Below are 15,806 nucleotides of genomic sequence, written 5' to 3'. Positions count from 1 at the left end.
AGCGCCACAAAATATCGGATAATAAATCACGAACGCAATAAAATTGCGCAACAGAACCAGAGGACCCGATATGTCGCAGACGCAGAAAGACCGCCCATGGCTATTTCGCACCTATGCTGGCCACTCGACGGCTGCAGCATCAAATGCGCTGTATCGCGGCAACCTCGCCAAGGGTCAGACGGGTCTGTCAGTCGCTTTTGATCTACCAACGCAAACTGGCTACGACAGCGACCACGTGCTTGCCAAAGGCGAAGTCGGCAAAGTTGGCGTGCCCGTTAGCCATCTGGGCGATATGCGGGCCTTGTTTAACGACATCCCACTTGATCAGATGAACACCTCGATGACAATTAACGCGACAGCCCCATGGCTACTGTCGCTTTATATTGCGGTCGCCGAAGAACAAGGCGCGGACATCAGCGCCCTGCAGGGCACTGTTCAAAACGACATCATCAAAGAATACCTATCGCGCGGCACATATATTTGCCCGCCCGAACCGTCCCTGCGGATGATCACAGATGTGGCGGCATATACCCGCGAACATCTGCCCAAATGGAACCCGATGAACGTCTGTTCATACCATCTGCAAGAGGCCGGAGCGACACCCGAAGAAGAATTGGCCTTTGCTTTGGCGACAGCCACCGCCGTGTTGGACGACCTGAAAGGCAAAGTACCCGCCGAAAACTTCCCAGCGATGGTTGGCCGCATCTCATTCTTTGTGAACGCGGGTATCCGTTTCGTGACAGAGCTGTGCAAAATGCGTGCCTTTGTCGAACTATGGGATGAAATCTGCGCGGACCGTTACGGCGTTGAGGACGCGAAGTATCGCCGTTTCCGTTATGGTGTTCAGGTCAACTCGCTTGGGCTGACCGAACAGCAGCCAGAAAACAACGTCTATCGTATTCTGCTGGAAACACTGGCGGTGACGCTATCGAAAAACGCACGTGCACGCGCGGTTCAACTGCCTGCATGGAACGAAGCATTAGGTCTCCCCCGCCCATGGGATCAGCAATGGTCACTACGGATGCAACAAATCTTGGCCTATGAAACCGACCTTCTTGAATTCGACGACCTGTTCGACGGCAACCCAGCCATCGACCGCAAGGTGAACGCACTCAAAGAAGGTGCGCGCGCTGAACTTGCCCAGATCGACGGGATGGGCGGCGCTGTTGGGGCGATCGGCTATATGAAATCGCGACTGGTCGAAAGCAACGCTTCGCGAATCGCCGGGATCGAAAGCGGCAATACAACCGTAGTCGGGGTTAACAAGTGGCAATCCGGCGAACCGTCCCCACTGACCGCTGGCGATGACGCAATCATGGTTGCAGATCCCAAAGCTGAAGCGGACCAATTGAACCGCCTAAAAGACTGGAAAGCAGCCCGTGATACCACTGCGGTAAACAACGCGCTTGCCGCATTACGGACAGCCGCACGCGATGGTAGCAACGTCATGCCGTCATCGATTGCATGCGCACGCGCAGGGGTCACAACAGGCGAATGGGCTGACGTTATACGTTCTGTATTTGGGCAGTATCGCGGACCAACCGGCGTTAGCCAGAACCAATCCAACCGGACAGAGGGGCTCGACGAACTCCGCGAACAGGTTGATCGGGTAAGCTCCGCACTCGGACGGAGACTCAAGTTTCTTGTGGGCAAACCTGGGCTTGATGGGCATTCAAACGGGGCCGAACAAATCGCAACACGTGCGCGCGATTGCGGCATGGACATTTCATACGAAGGCATCCGCCTGACGCCAGACGAAATCATCGAAGCTGCACGCAACAATCAGGCGCATGTTATTGGATTGTCTATTCTATCTGGGTCCCATCTCCCGCTTGTTCAGGACGTAATGACCAAATTAGAAGATGCCCAATTGCAAGATATTCCGGTCATTGTGGGGGGAATTGTCCCTGACGAAGACGCGAATGCGTTGCGTGCTATGGGCGTCGCAAAAGTCTATACTCCTAAAGACTTTGAGCTAAATGTCATTATGGCTGACATCATAAATTTGGTCGATGGGCGCTTTCTTGCCGGTGAATAGTAGTGCAATTACAAACAATTGTACTTTTGTATAAGAATTGTGCGATTTCTGTGTCCGTATAAGTACGCCTAATGTTAGTACGCGGAAACTAAAAAGGAGACCGCCATGAACCTCGATCTTACCTCAATGTCACGGACAGACCTTGAAGCACTAAAGTCTGATGTTGAAAGCGCATTGATCGAAGTTGCGGAGAAAGAAAAACAAGCAGCACGCCAAGCCGCCGAGCAAGCCGTTGCAGCCTATGGCTTCTCATTGGACGACATTACCGGAAATGGCCCCAAGGGCCGCAAAGCCGGCCCAAGGTCACTGTCCAACCCAAAATATCGCAATCCAGAAAACGCCGAACAGACGTGGACTGGAAAAGGGCGCCAGCCTCAATGGTTTAAAGATGCAATTGCAGCGGGCCAATCGCCTGATGTAATGGAAATCTAAAACCAGTTGTCTCTGCCACTTTGCGAACAAGCGGCTTATGCTGTGTGCAAAATGGACAGGAGATGAAACATGACAATCCACATAGGTGCTGAACCGGGCGACATCGCCCCAACCGTTCTTATGCCGGGCGATCCCTATCGCGCAAAATGGGCTGCTGAAACGTTTTTGCAAGATGTACGCTGCATTAACCAAGTGCGCGGCATGCTTGGCTTTACCGGCACTTGGAACGGGCACCCGGTCACGATCCAAGGTTCAGGCATGGGAATGCCATCACTTTCGATCTATGCGAATGAGCTGATCAAGGACTTTGACGTTCAGACACTCATCCGGATCGGATCATGTGGCGGGATGCAAAAACATGTCGGTATTCGCGATGTCATTTTAGCAATGACAGCATCAACGCTGTCCACACCCTCGCGCGGTATTTTCAAAGAACTCAACTTTGCACCCTGCGCTGACTACGGCCTGCTTGCCGCGGCCCATAAGGCCGCCCAAACAAAAGACGTTCCAACACATGTCGGCGGCATCTATTCGTCAGATGTATTCTATGACGAACGGCCAGACCTGAACGAACAGATGGTGCGCCATGGCATTCTTGGCGTCGAAATGGAAGCGGCCGAGCTTTACAACCTTGCCGCCCGCTACGGTCGCCGTGCGCTTGCGGTGCTGACCGTCAGCGACCACCTGATCACACACGAAGCCCTGCCATCCGAAGACCGCGAAAAATCGTTCGGTGACATGGTCGAAATCGCGCTTGAGGCGGCATTCGTCTAAGCGCCGTGACTGCGGTCGTATTTATTCTTTGCAGGCGGCACCCATCTATCAAGGGTGCCGTCAGCAGGCCGCAGCACCTCCATCTCTAACGGATAGCAAGCTGCTGCATCACTTGAATGCTCTGAACTGCAATCGCCGCCGGGACATGCGCTTAGCACTGCAAGAAAATCAATCTCGGCGAACATTTCAATATAGTCACCGGGACGCACTGGGCTGGCTTTCATAAAGTACTGGCCAGTGTCACGGGTAAACCCGGTGCACATAAACACGTTCAATACATCATGCACATGTGTCTCTGCATCGTGTATCGACAGGCCGGTGTGCGCTGCCAACGCGCGAGTCAGGTTTGAATGACAGCAGTGATGATAATCAGTTCCAGTCAGCAGACGCCCCGTATAGGGATCGCAGCGGGTACCGATCACATCATGCACTGATCCACCAAATTCATCGATACCGTACCAGTCCAGCGTATCATGGGTAATCGTCGCCATCGGACGCATGTTCGGAAACGAAGCCCAAAGCCTATCACCTGCCGTAACATGCGTGCCATGCAGCGCACGTGTCTTACCCGAATAGAACTGCTCGGACAGATCGTCTGCACTAAACAAATTCAGGTCGCCAACTTGTGGTCCCTGCACGGAATGGATGCGCAAAAATTGCCCGGCGGAGACCTCTATTACCGCTGCATCCCTAGGGGGCACAATCACTTGCGACACCGATGTCAGTGTCGTCCGTGCTGCCGCGTAAAGCGACATATCGGCGGCAGGCAAACTATCTGTCGGATAACAAATTACCGGGGGAACTGCGCGCCGCGCGTCGGCATCGTTAGGGATGTCAGTCATGCGCGAAACCAAACCCTAGAACAGAAAACGCCACCCGAAGGTGGCGTTCAATCTTAGACAACACGTTCAACCATCATGCCTTTAATGTGGGCAATGGCTTTGGCCGGGTTTAGCCCTTTGGGGCACGTCTTGGCACAGTTCATGATCGTGTGGCAGCGGTACAGTTTGAACGGATCTTCAAGTTCATCCAAACGCTCGCCCGTTGCTTCATCACGGCTATCGATGATCCAACGGTACGCGTGCAACAAGGCCGCGGGGCCGAGGTAACGATCGCTGTTCCACCAGTAGGATGGGCACGAAGTCGAGCATGACGCGCACATCACGCATTCATACAGGCCATCCAGCTTTTTGCGGTCTTCAATCGACTGCTTCCATTCTTTCGCAGGGCGGTTCGTCTTTGTCTCAAGCCAAGGCATGATCGACGCATGCTGTGCGTAGAAATGGGTCAGGTCAGGGATCAAATCCTTGATCACTGGCATGTGCGGCAGCGGGTAAATCTTCACGTCGCCTTTGATTTCGTCGAGGCCGTAAATACAGGCCAGCGTGTTGATCCCGTCGATCATCATCGCGCACGAACCACAGATGCCTTCACGGCACGACCGGCGGAACGTCAGGGTGGGATCAATCTCGTTCTTGATCTTGATCAGAACGTCCAGAACCATCGGGCCACAGGTATCCATATCCACGAAATATGTATCCAGCTGCGGGTTTTTCCCGTCGTCTGGGTTCCAACGATAAATCTGCACCTTACGCAGATTTGTCGCGCCTTCAGGCTTTGGCCATGTTTTCCCGACAGTCATGCGGGAATTCTTAGGGAGTGTCAGTTGCACCATAGTGATGATCCTTCCGTCACGGACAGTATTGCCCGAAAATTCTTAAAGAGCCCGCAACCGCGCAGGGCGGATAGGCGGTTCGCCGGTCATATCCATGACACAGCTTTGATAAACTTCTAACGGGTCACGCCCGCGTATTAGGTCAGCCGAAACACCTATTTGGATGCCGGTCGAAACACCCGTCCGGCTATTCACACCGACGGTTACACCACCGGTTGGCGCCTGTGCAGCCTGCGCCCGCTCTTCGCATTTTTGTGCGGCTTCTTCTGGCGTTGGCGGTGTCGTCGCACAGCCAGCCAAAACACACATCAATGCAAAAGCGGAAACACGTATCACAGGGTTACCCCCAATAAACTGCTCGCTGCACACCGGGTTGTTTCAGGGCGCTGCGCGATATCAACGACAAGATCAGTCGTCGCTTGCGAAGTCCCCACCACGGCAGCCTCAGCGATGGTCAGAATTTCCGAACCAGAGGCGTTGTCGATAATGCAGTCCGTCACGGGCGTCGCATCGACGCCAGGAAACTTAGATGCCACGACATTATTTACGACACCCTTAGCCGCGCTGCGCGCAAGCACGTCACCTTGGGAGCCTAGATCTTGCATGCAACCGGACAGCGTACATGTCGCTAGGCCCATCGCTATCAATAATCGCATCGAACTATCCTTGTCTCTCATTGCGTCAGCAGCAGCTAACTTATGATCCCGGGCAAAGTGCACCACCGCCTTGGAATGGCCCTGCTCCTCGCTTACACTGCGATCCTCCAATGGCGGGTTGGTAGCCTGCAGAGGAACCGCTGTAGCTTGATGAGGCTGAGCCAATCGACGAGGTGTAAGTCGCACCTCCAGCAGGTGACGCCCCCCCAACACGTGCAATGCACCCTTGAAGACGGTTATTCAGAACACCTTCACCGATACCCTTACCAATTGCAGTCCCTATCAACGTTCCAAGTGCGTTTCCACCCGACGATGTATACTGCGTATTCCGCACATTTTGGCGTGCTTGATCAGATTCAGCCGCGTGCAAAACCTGACATTCGCGCACCGTTTCGGCCTGCGGATATGACTTCATCGGGTCTTGGCCAGCACAGGCTGTTAGGCCAAGTACCGATGCGCCTGTCAAAAATGCGATTACTATCTTCATTAGAATGTCCGCTCTTTAGGTGCGATTTTCGCTTCTGAAATCCCGCCTTCAGCTTCGGTTGTCAGCGGCGCAGTGATGACGGGGCGGTGGCTTAGGGTCACTTTGCTGCCATCAACGTGGCTGATGGTGTGCACCCGCCAGTTTTCGTCGTCACGTGTCGCGTAGTCTTCGTGCGCGTGTGCGCCGCGGCTTTCTTTGCGCGCTTCAGCACCAACAATCGTCGCCAGTGCGTTTGGCATCAAGTTGGTCAGCTCAAGCGTTTCCATCAGGTCAGAGTTCCAAACGAGGCTGCGGTCGGTGACCTTGAGGTCATCCATTTTGCCCGCGATTGCTGTCATCTTCTCAACGCCTTCGGCCAGTGTCTTATCTGTACGGAACACAGCTGCGTCAGCCTGCATCGCCTTTTGCATCTCAAGACGCAGATCAGCAGTAGCAACGTTGCCGTTTGCGTTACGCAGACCATCAAAACGGTCGAAACACGCGTCAACCGAAGGTTGGTTCAGCGTTGGGTTTGCTGCGTCGCGGTCAACCACTTGGCCAGCGCGGATCGCGGCGGCACGGCCAAAGACCACAAGGTCAATCAGCGAGTTAGAACCAAGACGGTTCGCACCGTGCACAGAGGCACAGCCAGCTTCACCAACGGCCATCAGGCCAGGAACAACAGCGTTCGGGTCTTTGGCAGTAGGGTTCAGAACCTCACCGTAATAGTTCGTTGGAATACCGCCCATGTTATAGTGAACCGTTGGCAGAACCGGGATTGGCTCTTTGGTCACGTCAACACCTGCGAAAATCTTGGCCGATTCAGAAATGCCGGGCAGACGTTCGGCCAGAGCTTCAGCTGGCAGGTGGTTCAAGTTAAGGTGGATGTGGTCACCACTTGGGCCGACACCGCGACCTTCGCGAATTTCCATTGTCATACAACGGCTGACATAGTCGCGCGGTGCAAGGTCTTTGTAGTTCGGCGCGTAGCGCTCCATAAAACGCTCACCCTCAGAGTTGGTCAGATAACCACCTTCACCACGGGCACCTTCGGTGATCAGGCAGCCAGAGCCGTAGATACCGGTTGGGTGGAATTGGACGAACTCCATATCCTGCAGCGCAAGACCCTGACGAGCAACCATACCGCCACCATCACCTGTACAGGTGTGGGCAGACGTCGCGCTGAAATAGGCACGGCCGTAACCACCAGTCGCAAGAACAACCATCTTAGCGTTAAAGACGTGCATCGTACCATCGTCCAGCTTCCAGCAGACAACACCCTGACAAACGCCATCTTCGGACATGATCAGATCAAGCGCAAAGTATTCGATGTAGAACTCAGCCTGCTGTTTCAGCGACTGACCATAAAGCGTATGAAGGATCGCGTGACCAGTCCGGTCAGCTGCAGCGCAGGTACGCTGTACGGGCGGGCCTTCACCAAATTCAGTTGTGTGGCCACCAAACGGACGCTGGTAAATCTTACCCTCTTCGGTCCGACTGAATGGCACACCGTAGTGCTCCAGCTCGTAAACCGCTTTGGGGGCTTCGCGCGCAAGGTATTCCATTGCGTCGGTATCACCCAGCCAGTCAGAGCCTTTCACAGTGTCATACATGTGCCACTGCCAGCTATCTGGGCCCATGTTACCAAGGGACGCCGCAATACCACCTTGGGCAGCAACAGTGTGTGAACGTGTTGGGAAAACCTTTGAAATACAAGCGGTGCGCAGGCCCTGCTCTGCCAGACCCAAAGTTGCGCGCAAGCCGGCGCCGCCAGCGCCAACAACAATCGCATCATAGTTATGGGTTTCGTATTCGTATGCAGCCATGATTGAGTTGCTCCGCGGAATTAAAGGGCGATGCGCACGATTGCGAAGATCGCAAAGGCGGCAGCAGTATAAGAAAGGCAAGTCATGCCAATGATCAGCGCTTTGCGGGTCATGCCACCGGTGTAGTCTTCGATGGTGGCGCGGACGCCGTTCGCAAAGTGGTTAAAACCAACTAGCATGGTCAGGATCGCGATCGTCGCCGGAACTGGGCGCTGATAATAGGCGATAACCTCTTCATAAGGGGATCCAAGGATCGCGCCGAATGTAAAGATGAACAGCACCACCAACGGCACAAGCGCCACAGAGGTTACCATCATGTGCCAGTGGTGTTCAGTTCCTGTTTTGGCGGAACCAAGGCCAGCAGCCCGTTTACGGTCAGTCATAAATGCCATGATCTGCCTCCCTTAAAGAACGATAACGACAAAGATTGTCAGCAAGACAGACCCAACCAACGCGGCTTGCGCGTAAAGTTCGGACTGGTCGACCTCAAGCATACGGCCAGAGTCCCAGATCAGGTGACGGATACCGAAAAGCATGTGATACCACATCGCCCAAGTGGACAGGAACAAGACCAGATCACCAAACCAGCTGGTCAGGAAACCGTTAGCCACCGCAAATGCGTCTGGCCCGGCCGAAGCGGCAACAAACCACCATACGATCATCAATGCAGAAACGAGCAGTGAAAGCCCAGTGATACGTGTGAAGATCGACGTCATCGACGTCCACTGTGGTCGGTAGTATTGCCCGATCATGAACGGAGACAGAGGACGGTTGTCCTGTTTATTGTCGGCCATGAATGTTCCCTTCTTTGGCTTGGCTGCCATTTCGGTCGCGCCTTTGGTCCTTTTTTGCACCAGTTCCAAACAAGAGTCACGCAGAGGAAGATGGATTAACGGTGAAATAATACGCCAATCAGCGAAATTCTGCGCTTTTGTGATCACACAATTTTTCCATGTGATCACAAATCATAAGATGACTGATTTAGTCAGAATTAATCTCAATTACCATACGCGGTGACTAGCCTCGCGCAGGTCGGCGATTAGTTCATTGAACTTCAAGCTGTGCCGCGAGGCTCTCACCCACGGCATCGAACGCTTTCTCGAACGACATATCTTCACGATCGAACAGATTGTTCAGAATTTTACGTTTGGTTAGGCAGGCAGCGTCGAGGAAAGCGATCCGATAGTGGGTAGGAGGATGCGTGGTATCAACTGAATGATCCACTTTCCCATTACCCATCGCAATTTCAACGCGTTCATCAGCATTCAATTGAACCACGGGCTCTACAATCATTTTGATAACATCGCGCCCCCGAGCAGAACCAACGCCATGCCGCGTGCTCCATTGTTCATCAATATACTCAGATAGGCTGATTGTGGACAGTAATTGCTTTACAGCATTGCCCCCTGCAGCTTCTGCCGCCAGAGCATCAGCCAGATATTCAGCGCGCTGCATTTGGACGTATAGCAACGTCCGAATTGTCTCATTCAGGAGTGCAACCAGCCAACGAAACGGCAAGAGAAGCAGTGCTGCGAAAGCATGCGCTGCATCACCAAAATCGGGCTCAAGAAGCATTTCCCATTTATCAAGCATCTGTAAAGCAAACCCAATCACTCGCGTTCGCGAAGGATCACCATTCACGAAATGCGCGGTCTCATGCGCAACAAGTGCAAGCCGTTGTTCCGGTGAACTAGCGTCCCACAACACGGCACCAATCCCAAGCACAACCTCTTTGCGATGCATCGCTGCGAAAGCATTAAAGCTTCCATCTACAGCCACGACCGTAACTTTCGGAGCGCCCAACGCTTCACTGACCCGGTCCAAATCCTTGAACAGGCGTGGCGCGTCATTGCGCCGAAGCGCACGTTCAGGTGCCCGAAAGCGCGCGGGCAACAGAAATACCCCGACGGCAATTAGGAGACCTCCCCAAAAGATGCCTCCTAAAGACGGCAAAGCTGCGACGGCGATGACGCCACCTGCCACGATTAGGGCGACAGGGGATAGCATCACAAACAACGATAGTAATAGCGCCGTGCGATGCGCGGCTTCGACCCGCCGCAATTTGCCAGCTTGCAAGTCTTCTAACGCCCCACGGAAAACTTTCTCGCCTGCTTTGCGATGAAGTTTAGCCATCCAGCCTGCATTGTTCATACAGGCATCAGCGCCCAGTAATCCAAGTCCAGAAGAACTTCTGACGCGTACTTCCCGTCTTCGCCGCGCAGCGTTCCGGCCTCGCCCTTGGTCGCGACCAGCCGCAAGCGGATCGCTCCGACGCCGGGTGCTGATGTTTCGGCAATATCCAAAACCTCTGACCACGCACGTACGGTGTCGCCGGCAAAGCAAGGGTTCGCGTGCGCCCCACCGTTCAATGCGACGATCATCTGCGCGTTTGCCAGACCGTTGAACGACAGTGCCCGCGCAAGGCTGATCACATGGCCACCGTAAATCAGGCGCTTGCCATCGGGTCGATTGGTCGCGTCGAAATGAACCTTCGCGGTGTTCTGCCACAAGCGCGTGGCGAGCATATGCTCGGCCTCTTCAATGGTGACGCCGTCAACGTGGTCGATAACCTCGCCCACAGAATAATCCGACAGGCGATGCGGCTCACCCGCAAGGGCAAAATCGTAGTTCGTGAAATCCAAACCCTTAGGGATAACAAGATCCTGCACTGATACGGCCTTTGCCAGTTCAGGGATCACGGTTTCAGGTGCTGGGCCTTCGCCCCGCTTGCGCACCATGACCCAACGAACGTAGGACATCAGTTCTTCGCCGTGTTGGTTCCGACCTGTTGTCCGAACCCAGACAACGCCGCTTTTACCATTCGAGTTTTGCTTAACCCCGATCACCTCTGACGTGGCAGTGATCGTGTCTCCGGGCCAAAGTGACGTGATCCAACGCCCCTCTGCATAGCCTAGATTGGCCACTGCATTCAGCGACACATCGGGCACCGTTTTCCCAAAGACCGTATGAAAGGTAACAAGGTCATCAAGCGGGCTAAACGGCAGGCCGCAGCTTTGCGCAAATTGATCTGATGAATGTAACGCATGACGCGCGGGATAAAGCGCGTGATACAGCGCCCTTTCACCCATCTTAATCGTGCGCGGCACCGCATGGGTGATCACATCTCCAACGGCATAATCCTCAAAAAAGCGGCCTGCGTTTGTTTTGGTCATTGCTGGCCCAACTTCATGTCAGGTGTATAAGGCGTGTCGACATCTTTGGTGACGGCCTGACCGCAACGCATCACGCCATTTGCCTGATCAAACGCATAGGTTGGGCTGCCGTACAGCTCCCAACCTTTTGATAGGGCCTCGGACACTTTGTGACAAAATGCAGCGGTGTCGTCTTCGGTCAGTAGTCGATAGATTTTCATGTCTTCATCCAAACGGGTTATAGCCAAGCGCGATATGAACGCCCGCCACAACGGCAAAGACGACCACAGTTGCGATCAAAGCAGTGATTTCTTTTTTCATGGGAACCGCATGGGCGGGCGTCCAGTCAGGTTCCGCGCGGTTGATCAGTTGGATTTCGGAGCTGGCCCAGACCAGCAGCCCACCGAACAAAATGAACGATGGCGTGTCACCGTTCACCAGCAAATGAGCAACAGCCCACAGCATTACGGCAGTTAACTGCGGGTGGCGAATATACTGTGTAATCCGTGCTTTTGATCCGGCTGCGGCGAACAAATAGAAGGCCAGCAGCATCAACAGGTTATTAATCCCCGTCATTGCAGGCGTGCGCCCCCAATAGAATGTCCCTTCAGCGCCACGATATCCGATGATCATCAAGATCAGACCGATGAAAGACCCTGCGGTCACGATCATCTTACCCTTGTCGCCCAGCGCTTCGCGGCTTGCGGGGGCCAGTCGTTTCCAAAAATGAACTCCGGCCCAAAGAACCAGTCCAAGAATGATAAATGTCATGAAGTCTCCAATGCGGCGATGGCGTCAGCTTTCGCTAGCGTCGCCCGCGCGGTGACAATATGCAAGTTCTCAACGATGCGGCCGTCCACAACAGCGACGCCCTGCCCTTCGGCTTCGGCGACGTCGAATGCTTCGATCTGACGGCGCGCAAGGTCAATTTCATCGTCACTTGGGCCAAAGGCCGCATTGGTAACGGCAACCTGCGCCGGATGGATCAGGGTTTTGCCATCAAAGCCCATATCGCGCCCTTCGGTACATTCCGCACGCAATCCGTCTTCGTCTTTGAATGCATTATAGACGCCATCAAGCGCGACAATGCCTGCCGCCTTTGCCGCAAGCAGACATAGCTGAAGCGAGGTCACCATTGCCGCCCTGCCCCGCGCGTTGAGATCTTTGGCCAGATCATTCGTTCCCAACACGAACCCCGCCATACGTGGGTGTGCTGCGATACTTGCTGCATTCAAAATGCCCCGCGGGGTTTCCATCATTGCCCAGATTGGCAAATCGGGAATAAGCGCCGCCAGTGCGTCGACGTCCGCCGTGCTGTTTACCTTGGGAAGAAGAACCGCGTCGCAATCCATTGCCGCAACAGCTGCCGCATCATCTGACCCCCACTCGGTATCAAGCCCGTTAATGCGCACGACCTTAAACCGTGGGCCATAGCCGCCTTGCTCTAGCGCGCTCGCGAGCGTCGCGCGTGCTTCGACCTTGGCATCAGGCGAAACGGCATCCTCAAGATCAAACAGAATCGCATCTACAGGCAGGCCACGCGCTTTGTCCAACGCGCGATCCTTTGAGCCAGGAATATAAAGTGCTGAGCGGAATGGGCGGTCGTGCATGGCGTGTCCTCGCAATATTGTTGCGCGTAAATGTCCAGATTTTGAATGATAATTCAAGCGAAAACATGCCGCACTGCGGCAATCAGTACATCGTTACGGTGCGTTAACCAATTAATCATAGATACCTTCCAAATATCGAAGCACCAAACCCAGCCCAATCAGGTGCCCCAAGATGCAGCGTATACTACTTCACATGCCGTTACTTATTGGCGCAATGCTGCTTGCCGCACACAACGCACGCGCAGAACAAACATGTATCCATCGTGATGCAATCATTGAACGCCTTGCGCGCCAATTCGGTGAACATCCCCATGCGGTCAGATGGGCCGACGACCACACAATGGTCGAGTTATTCGTCGCGCCTGATACTGGCAGCTGGACAATCACGTCAACACGACCGGGAAATTTGACCTGCTTGGTTTCAGCGGGGCAAGCGTTTGAATACAAACACGAAAAATTCTCTGTGCTTTCCTCTTTGCTTTAGATAGGGCAAAATTATTTCGGATTTCATGCAACCTAAATAGACCCTGACTGTTCTCCTATCACAAGGCGGCGGCAACACGTTGCAACCGCCATCACAGACCGTGAAAGGAAACGACATGAAACGTATGATGACAACAACTGCCCTGACACTTTTGGTTGGTACAGCTGCATTTGCGGACAGCAACTTGAACACAAGCGCGGACACCGCGGTAACTGCTCAGGCTAACGATTCAGCTGTTTCAACTGAACTTGAAATGAACGCACAGGCAGATGCGGATACGACATTGCTTGATGATGCAGGCAACGCAATGGCCCAAGCTGGCGACAACATCGAAGCCGGCGCTGAGGCAACAGGTGAAGCCATCGTTGACGCTGGTGAAAAGCTAGACGCCGAAGCTGACGCATTTATCGCGGAAACCAATGACACCGTGACAAGCCCCATGATCGAAAACGGCGCGATGATCTCTGCTCAAGCTGATGTTATGGTCGCCGCTGATCTGGAAGGTGCCGTAGTCTACGACGAAACCGATGCGGAAATTGGTGAAGTCAGCGAAATCATTCTATCTGCTGACGGCAACGCCGAAAAAGCAGTGATCGACGTAGGTGGTTTTATTGGCATCGGTGAAAAATCCGTTGCGGTACCATTCACTGACCTCGCCCTGATGAAGACCGAAGTAGATGGAGAAGTGGTGGTATATGTTGCAGCCACGCAAGAAGAGCTCGAAGCAATGCCAGAGTTTGAAGCAAGCTAATCCATGACGCTATAGCCCCTCAGCGTTTGCTGGGGGGCTATGCTACTGCGACCCATATCAATCGTATCCCGGTCAAAACCAAAAGAACGTAGGTTAGACCAAAGAACAGCCGTTCAGGAACAAAGTCATGGGCCCGCACACCGATCCATGCGCCGATCAGTGCAAATGGGGCCAAGGCCAAGCTGCCAAGCAATGTGTTCCACGTGAATATCCCTAAAAACGCATAAGGCACGACCTTCATCCAATTCACCGCCCAAAATGTGATAACCGTGGTGGCTTGGTAAGCCGTCTTACTTAACCCTTGCGACAGCAAAAACACGGCCGTCGGCGGACCGCCTGCATGGCTGACAAAGCTCGTAAAGCCGCCAACCATCCCTGCCAGCCACGCGAAGGGACGCGAAAACGGGGCCTTTTCAATAGTGAGCCACCCCATGGCACGACTTACCTGAAACATGACAAACGCTAAGCAAATCAAACCGATTAATATGCGGAAGAAATCTGCGTCCACCGCAGTATAGACCCAAGCTGCAAAAATGACTCCCGGAATCGCCCCCTGCATCATGCCTTTGGCAGATGGCCAATGCCATTTCCCCCAATAAGGCTTTAGCGTTGCAACATCGATCAACATGAATAGCGGCAATATGACGGCCAGCGCGACGCCCGGTGGCACGACCAACGCCAGAATCGCCCCGGCTACAAACGCAGCGCCAGACCCGAATCCACCCTTTGAAATCCCCCCAAACATGATCGCAGGGATGCCTACCATGAAAAATTGCCAATCAAATTCAATCATCTGCCTGCCCTTAAAATACCTTGAATTCATCCTTCGTTAGCGCCTTACAGGATAAGGAACCACCACATAATAAGGGATGCCGCGATGCAGCGCTCTTGCGTGCGGGCGATCAAAGGCTTACCCAATGTCGCAAATCGAACCCACCAAAGGATCCATTTCCATGGCTAGACCCAAGATTGCCCTTATCGGCGCCGGACAAATCGGCGGTACGCTTGCACACCTCGCAGCGATCAAAGAACTCGGCGATGTCACGCTGCTTGACCTCAATGACGGCGCCGCAAAAGGCAAGGCGCTTGATATCGCCGAAGCTGGCCCATCTGAGGGTTTCGACGCCGAAATGGCCGGTACAGCAGATTACGCTGACATCGCTGGCGCAGACGTCTGCATCGTGACAGCTGGTGTTGCACGTAAACCCGGCATGAGCCGTGATGATCTTCTGGGCATCAACCTAAAAGTTATGAAAGCCGTTGGCGAGGGCATCGCAGCACACGCGCCTAACGCATTTGTTATCTGCATCACCAACCCGCTTGATGCGATGGTTTGGGCACTGCGCGAATTCTCTGGCCTGCCACACAACAAAGTTTGCGGCATGGCTGGTGTCCTCGACTCTGCGCGCTTCCGTCACTTCCTTGCTGACGAATTCAAAGTATCCATGCGCGACGTCACAGCCTTCGTTCTTGGCGGTCACGGCGACACAATGGTCCCACTGACACGTTACTCCACAGTTGCAGGCATCCCATTGCCTGATCTGGTCGACATGGGCTGGACAACACAAGACAAACTGGACGCAATCGTTCAGCGTACACGTGACGGCGGTGCCGAAATCGTTGGCCTGCTGAAAACGGGTTCTGCGTTTTACGCACCAGCGACATCCGCGATTGAAATGGCAGAAGCCTACCTCAAAGACCAAAAACGCGTTCTGCCATGCGCAGCCCACGTTGACGGCGCTTACGGCCTGGACGGTTTCTACGTTGGCGTCCCAACAGTCATCGGCGCTGGCGGCGTTGAACGTGTTGTCGAAATCAAGATGAACAAAGACGAACAAGCCATGTTCGACAAATCTGTCGATGCGGTCAAAGGTCTGGTTGCTGCTTGTAAAGACATCGACGGCTCACTCGCATAAGCGACTGAAACACATCCAATGCAAAA

The 15,806-nt window shown here is 53.9% G+C and carries 20 protein-coding genes; 6 read left to right on the top strand and 14 right to left on the bottom strand.

The window, feature by feature from the left end:
• The first annotated feature begins 43 nt into the window (after positions 1–43).
• The 3 genes from CLV80_RS02620 to deoD all read left to right on the top strand — a co-directional run bounded on the left by CLV80_RS02620 (position 44) and on the right by deoD (position 3,244).
• The gene (locus CLV80_RS02620; RefSeq protein ID WP_279338289.1) at positions 44–2,038 is read left to right on the top strand and encodes a methylmalonyl-CoA mutase family protein; all 1,995 of its coding nucleotides are present in this window, start codon (positions 44–46) and stop codon (positions 2,036–2,038) included.
• A 105-nt stretch (positions 2,039–2,143) separates the two neighbouring features.
• Complete coding sequence (locus CLV80_RS02615; RefSeq protein ID WP_106354531.1) at positions 2,144–2,470, top strand: H-NS histone family protein; 327 nt, start codon at positions 2,144–2,146, stop codon at positions 2,468–2,470.
• A 69-nt stretch (positions 2,471–2,539) separates the two neighbouring features.
• Positions 2,540–3,244 carry a purine-nucleoside phosphorylase gene (gene deoD, locus CLV80_RS02610; RefSeq protein ID WP_106354530.1) on the top strand — a complete coding sequence of 235 codons (705 nt, stop codon included), beginning with the start codon at positions 2,540–2,542 and terminating at the stop codon, positions 3,242–3,244.
• Here deoD and CLV80_RS02605 read toward each other — a convergent pair.
• From CLV80_RS02605 to CLV80_RS02545, 13 genes are all read right to left on the bottom strand, one after another.
• Positions 3,241–4,086: an urea carboxylase-associated family protein gene (locus CLV80_RS02605; protein ID WP_106354529.1), complete on the bottom strand. Its 846-nt coding sequence runs from the start codon at positions 4,084–4,086 to the stop codon at positions 3,241–3,243. The two genes, deoD and CLV80_RS02605, sit on opposite strands and share 4 nt — an antisense overlap.
• Before the next feature lie 53 nt (positions 4,087–4,139).
• Complete coding sequence (locus CLV80_RS02600; protein ID WP_106354527.1) at positions 4,140–4,919, bottom strand: succinate dehydrogenase iron-sulfur subunit; 780 nt, start codon at positions 4,917–4,919, stop codon at positions 4,140–4,142.
• A gap of 42 nt (positions 4,920–4,961) precedes the next feature.
• The gene (locus CLV80_RS02595) at positions 4,962–5,255 is read right to left on the bottom strand and encodes a hypothetical protein (protein WP_243394375.1); all 294 of its coding nucleotides are present in this window, start codon (positions 5,253–5,255) and stop codon (positions 4,962–4,964) included.
• Entirely contained in the window at positions 5,252–5,575 is a 324-nt protein-coding gene (locus tag CLV80_RS02590; RefSeq protein WP_106354525.1) for a succinate dehydrogenase, read from the bottom strand. The genes CLV80_RS02595 and CLV80_RS02590 overlap by 4 nt, the downstream gene beginning before the upstream one ends.
• 40 nt (positions 5,576–5,615) lie before the next feature.
• On the bottom strand, positions 5,616–6,062 hold the full coding sequence (locus CLV80_RS02585; RefSeq protein ID WP_106354522.1) for a hypothetical protein: 447 nt from the start codon (positions 6,060–6,062) through the stop codon (positions 5,616–5,618).
• A complete protein-coding gene (sdhA, locus tag CLV80_RS02580) occupies positions 6,062–7,867 on the bottom strand; it encodes a succinate dehydrogenase flavoprotein subunit (RefSeq protein WP_106354520.1) in 1,806 nt (601 codons plus the stop codon). Before sdhA ends, CLV80_RS02585 begins: the two co-directional genes overlap by 1 nt.
• A 20-nt stretch (positions 7,868–7,887) precedes the next feature.
• The gene (gene sdhD / locus CLV80_RS02575; RefSeq protein ID WP_106354518.1) at positions 7,888–8,259 is read right to left on the bottom strand and encodes a succinate dehydrogenase, hydrophobic membrane anchor protein; all 372 of its coding nucleotides are present in this window, start codon (positions 8,257–8,259) and stop codon (positions 7,888–7,890) included.
• A gap of 12 nt (positions 8,260–8,271) precedes the next feature.
• A complete protein-coding gene (sdhC, locus tag CLV80_RS02570; RefSeq protein WP_106355322.1) occupies positions 8,272–8,661 on the bottom strand; it encodes a succinate dehydrogenase, cytochrome b556 subunit in 390 nt (129 codons plus the stop codon).
• Between the two features lie 250 nt (positions 8,662–8,911).
• Positions 8,912–10,000, bottom strand: coding sequence for a M48 family metallopeptidase (locus CLV80_RS02565; RefSeq protein ID WP_165793306.1), 1,089 nt, complete (start codon positions 9,998–10,000; stop codon positions 8,912–8,914).
• A 14-nt stretch (positions 10,001–10,014) separates the two neighbouring features.
• Positions 10,015–11,040 (bottom strand): MaoC family dehydratase, encoded by a 1,026-nt coding sequence (locus CLV80_RS02560; protein ID WP_106354514.1) that lies wholly within the window; start codon positions 11,038–11,040, stop codon positions 10,015–10,017.
• Positions 11,037–11,240 (bottom strand): DUF1737 domain-containing protein, encoded by a 204-nt coding sequence (locus CLV80_RS02555; protein WP_106354511.1) that lies wholly within the window; start codon positions 11,238–11,240, stop codon positions 11,037–11,039. The genes CLV80_RS02560 and CLV80_RS02555 overlap by 4 nt, the downstream gene beginning before the upstream one ends.
• Before the next feature lie 4 nt (positions 11,241–11,244).
• Positions 11,245–11,790 (bottom strand): NnrU family protein, encoded by a 546-nt coding sequence (locus CLV80_RS02550; RefSeq protein WP_106354509.1) that lies wholly within the window; start codon positions 11,788–11,790, stop codon positions 11,245–11,247.
• Complete coding sequence (locus tag CLV80_RS02545; protein WP_106354506.1) at positions 11,787–12,629, bottom strand: HpcH/HpaI aldolase/citrate lyase family protein; 843 nt, start codon at positions 12,627–12,629, stop codon at positions 11,787–11,789. The genes CLV80_RS02550 and CLV80_RS02545 overlap by 4 nt, the downstream gene beginning before the upstream one ends.
• Positions 12,630–12,801: 172 nt before the next feature.
• Between CLV80_RS02545 and CLV80_RS02540 the strand changes: the two genes are divergently transcribed.
• Both CLV80_RS02540 and CLV80_RS02535 read left to right on the top strand, forming a co-directional pair.
• Positions 12,802–13,113 (top strand): hypothetical protein, encoded by a 312-nt coding sequence (locus CLV80_RS02540; protein ID WP_106354504.1) that lies wholly within the window; start codon positions 12,802–12,804, stop codon positions 13,111–13,113.
• Between the two features lie 115 nt (positions 13,114–13,228).
• Positions 13,229–13,864, top strand: a complete 636-nt coding sequence (locus tag CLV80_RS02535; RefSeq protein ID WP_106354502.1) for a PRC-barrel domain-containing protein — start codon at positions 13,229–13,231, stop codon at positions 13,862–13,864.
• A gap of 37 nt (positions 13,865–13,901) precedes the next feature.
• On the opposite strand, the gene CLV80_RS02530 is transcribed toward CLV80_RS02535, so the two are convergent.
• On the bottom strand, positions 13,902–14,657 hold the full coding sequence (locus CLV80_RS02530) for a sulfite exporter TauE/SafE family protein (RefSeq protein ID WP_106354499.1): 756 nt from the start codon (positions 14,655–14,657) through the stop codon (positions 13,902–13,904).
• A gap of 160 nt (positions 14,658–14,817) precedes the next feature.
• Between CLV80_RS02530 and mdh the strand changes: the two genes are divergently transcribed.
• Positions 14,818–15,780 (top strand): malate dehydrogenase, encoded by a 963-nt coding sequence (gene mdh / locus CLV80_RS02525; RefSeq protein WP_106355320.1) that lies wholly within the window; start codon positions 14,818–14,820, stop codon positions 15,778–15,780.
• The last annotated feature ends 26 nt before the right edge of the window (positions 15,781–15,806 follow it).

The sequence above is a fragment of the Yoonia maritima genome, assembly GCF_003003285.1.
Classification (GTDB): Bacteria; Pseudomonadota; Alphaproteobacteria; order Rhodobacterales; family Rhodobacteraceae; genus Yoonia; species Yoonia maritima.
The sequence above is the reverse complement of the archived record's forward strand: the minus strand, read 5'-3'. Positions and strand labels throughout refer to the sequence as shown.

What these genes read in the sequence shown, in the direction of transcription:
- CLV80_RS02550 (WP_106354509.1), bottom strand. Translation starts at nt 11,790, where the DNA reads ATGACATTTATCATTCTTGGACTGGTTCTTTGGGCCGGAGTTCATTTT.
- sdhC (WP_106355322.1), bottom strand. Translation starts at nt 8,661, where the DNA reads ATGGCCGACAATAAACAGGACAACCGTCCTCTGTCTCCGTTCATGATC.
- CLV80_RS02565 (WP_165793306.1), bottom strand. Translation starts at nt 10,000, where the DNA reads ATGGCTAAACTTCATCGCAAAGCAGGCGAGAAAGTTTTCCGTGGGGCG.
- CLV80_RS02540 (WP_106354504.1), top strand. Translation starts at nt 12,802, where the DNA reads ATGCAGCGTATACTACTTCACATGCCGTTACTTATTGGCGCAATGCTG.
- CLV80_RS02605 (WP_106354529.1), bottom strand. Translation starts at nt 4,086, where the DNA reads ATGACTGACATCCCTAACGATGCCGACGCGCGGCGCGCAGTTCCCCCG.
- CLV80_RS02600 (WP_106354527.1), bottom strand. Translation starts at nt 4,919, where the DNA reads ATGGTGCAACTGACACTCCCTAAGAATTCCCGCATGACTGTCGGGAAA.
- mdh (WP_106355320.1), top strand. Translation starts at nt 14,818, where the DNA reads ATGGCTAGACCCAAGATTGCCCTTATCGGCGCCGGACAAATCGGCGGT.
- CLV80_RS02585 (WP_106354522.1), bottom strand. Translation starts at nt 6,062, where the DNA reads ATGAAGATAGTAATCGCATTTTTGACAGGCGCATCGGTACTTGGCCTA.
- CLV80_RS02535 (WP_106354502.1), top strand. Translation starts at nt 13,229, where the DNA reads ATGAAACGTATGATGACAACAACTGCCCTGACACTTTTGGTTGGTACA.
- sdhA (WP_106354520.1), bottom strand. Translation starts at nt 7,867, where the DNA reads ATGGCTGCATACGAATACGAAACCCATAACTATGATGCGATTGTTGTT.
- deoD (WP_106354530.1), top strand. Translation starts at nt 2,540, where the DNA reads ATGACAATCCACATAGGTGCTGAACCGGGCGACATCGCCCCAACCGTT.
- CLV80_RS02530 (WP_106354499.1), bottom strand. Translation starts at nt 14,657, where the DNA reads ATGATTGAATTTGATTGGCAATTTTTCATGGTAGGCATCCCTGCGATC.
- CLV80_RS02560 (WP_106354514.1), bottom strand. Translation starts at nt 11,040, where the DNA reads ATGACCAAAACAAACGCAGGCCGCTTTTTTGAGGATTATGCCGTTGGA.
- CLV80_RS02545 (WP_106354506.1), bottom strand. Translation starts at nt 12,629, where the DNA reads ATGCACGACCGCCCATTCCGCTCAGCACTTTATATTCCTGGCTCAAAG.
- CLV80_RS02555 (WP_106354511.1), bottom strand. Translation starts at nt 11,240, where the DNA reads ATGAAAATCTATCGACTACTGACCGAAGACGACACCGCTGCATTTTGT.
- CLV80_RS02615 (WP_106354531.1), top strand. Translation starts at nt 2,144, where the DNA reads ATGAACCTCGATCTTACCTCAATGTCACGGACAGACCTTGAAGCACTA.
- CLV80_RS02590 (WP_106354525.1), bottom strand. Translation starts at nt 5,575, where the DNA reads ATGCGATTATTGATAGCGATGGGCCTAGCGACATGTACGCTGTCCGGT.
- sdhD (WP_106354518.1), bottom strand. Translation starts at nt 8,259, where the DNA reads ATGGCATTTATGACTGACCGTAAACGGGCTGCTGGCCTTGGTTCCGCC.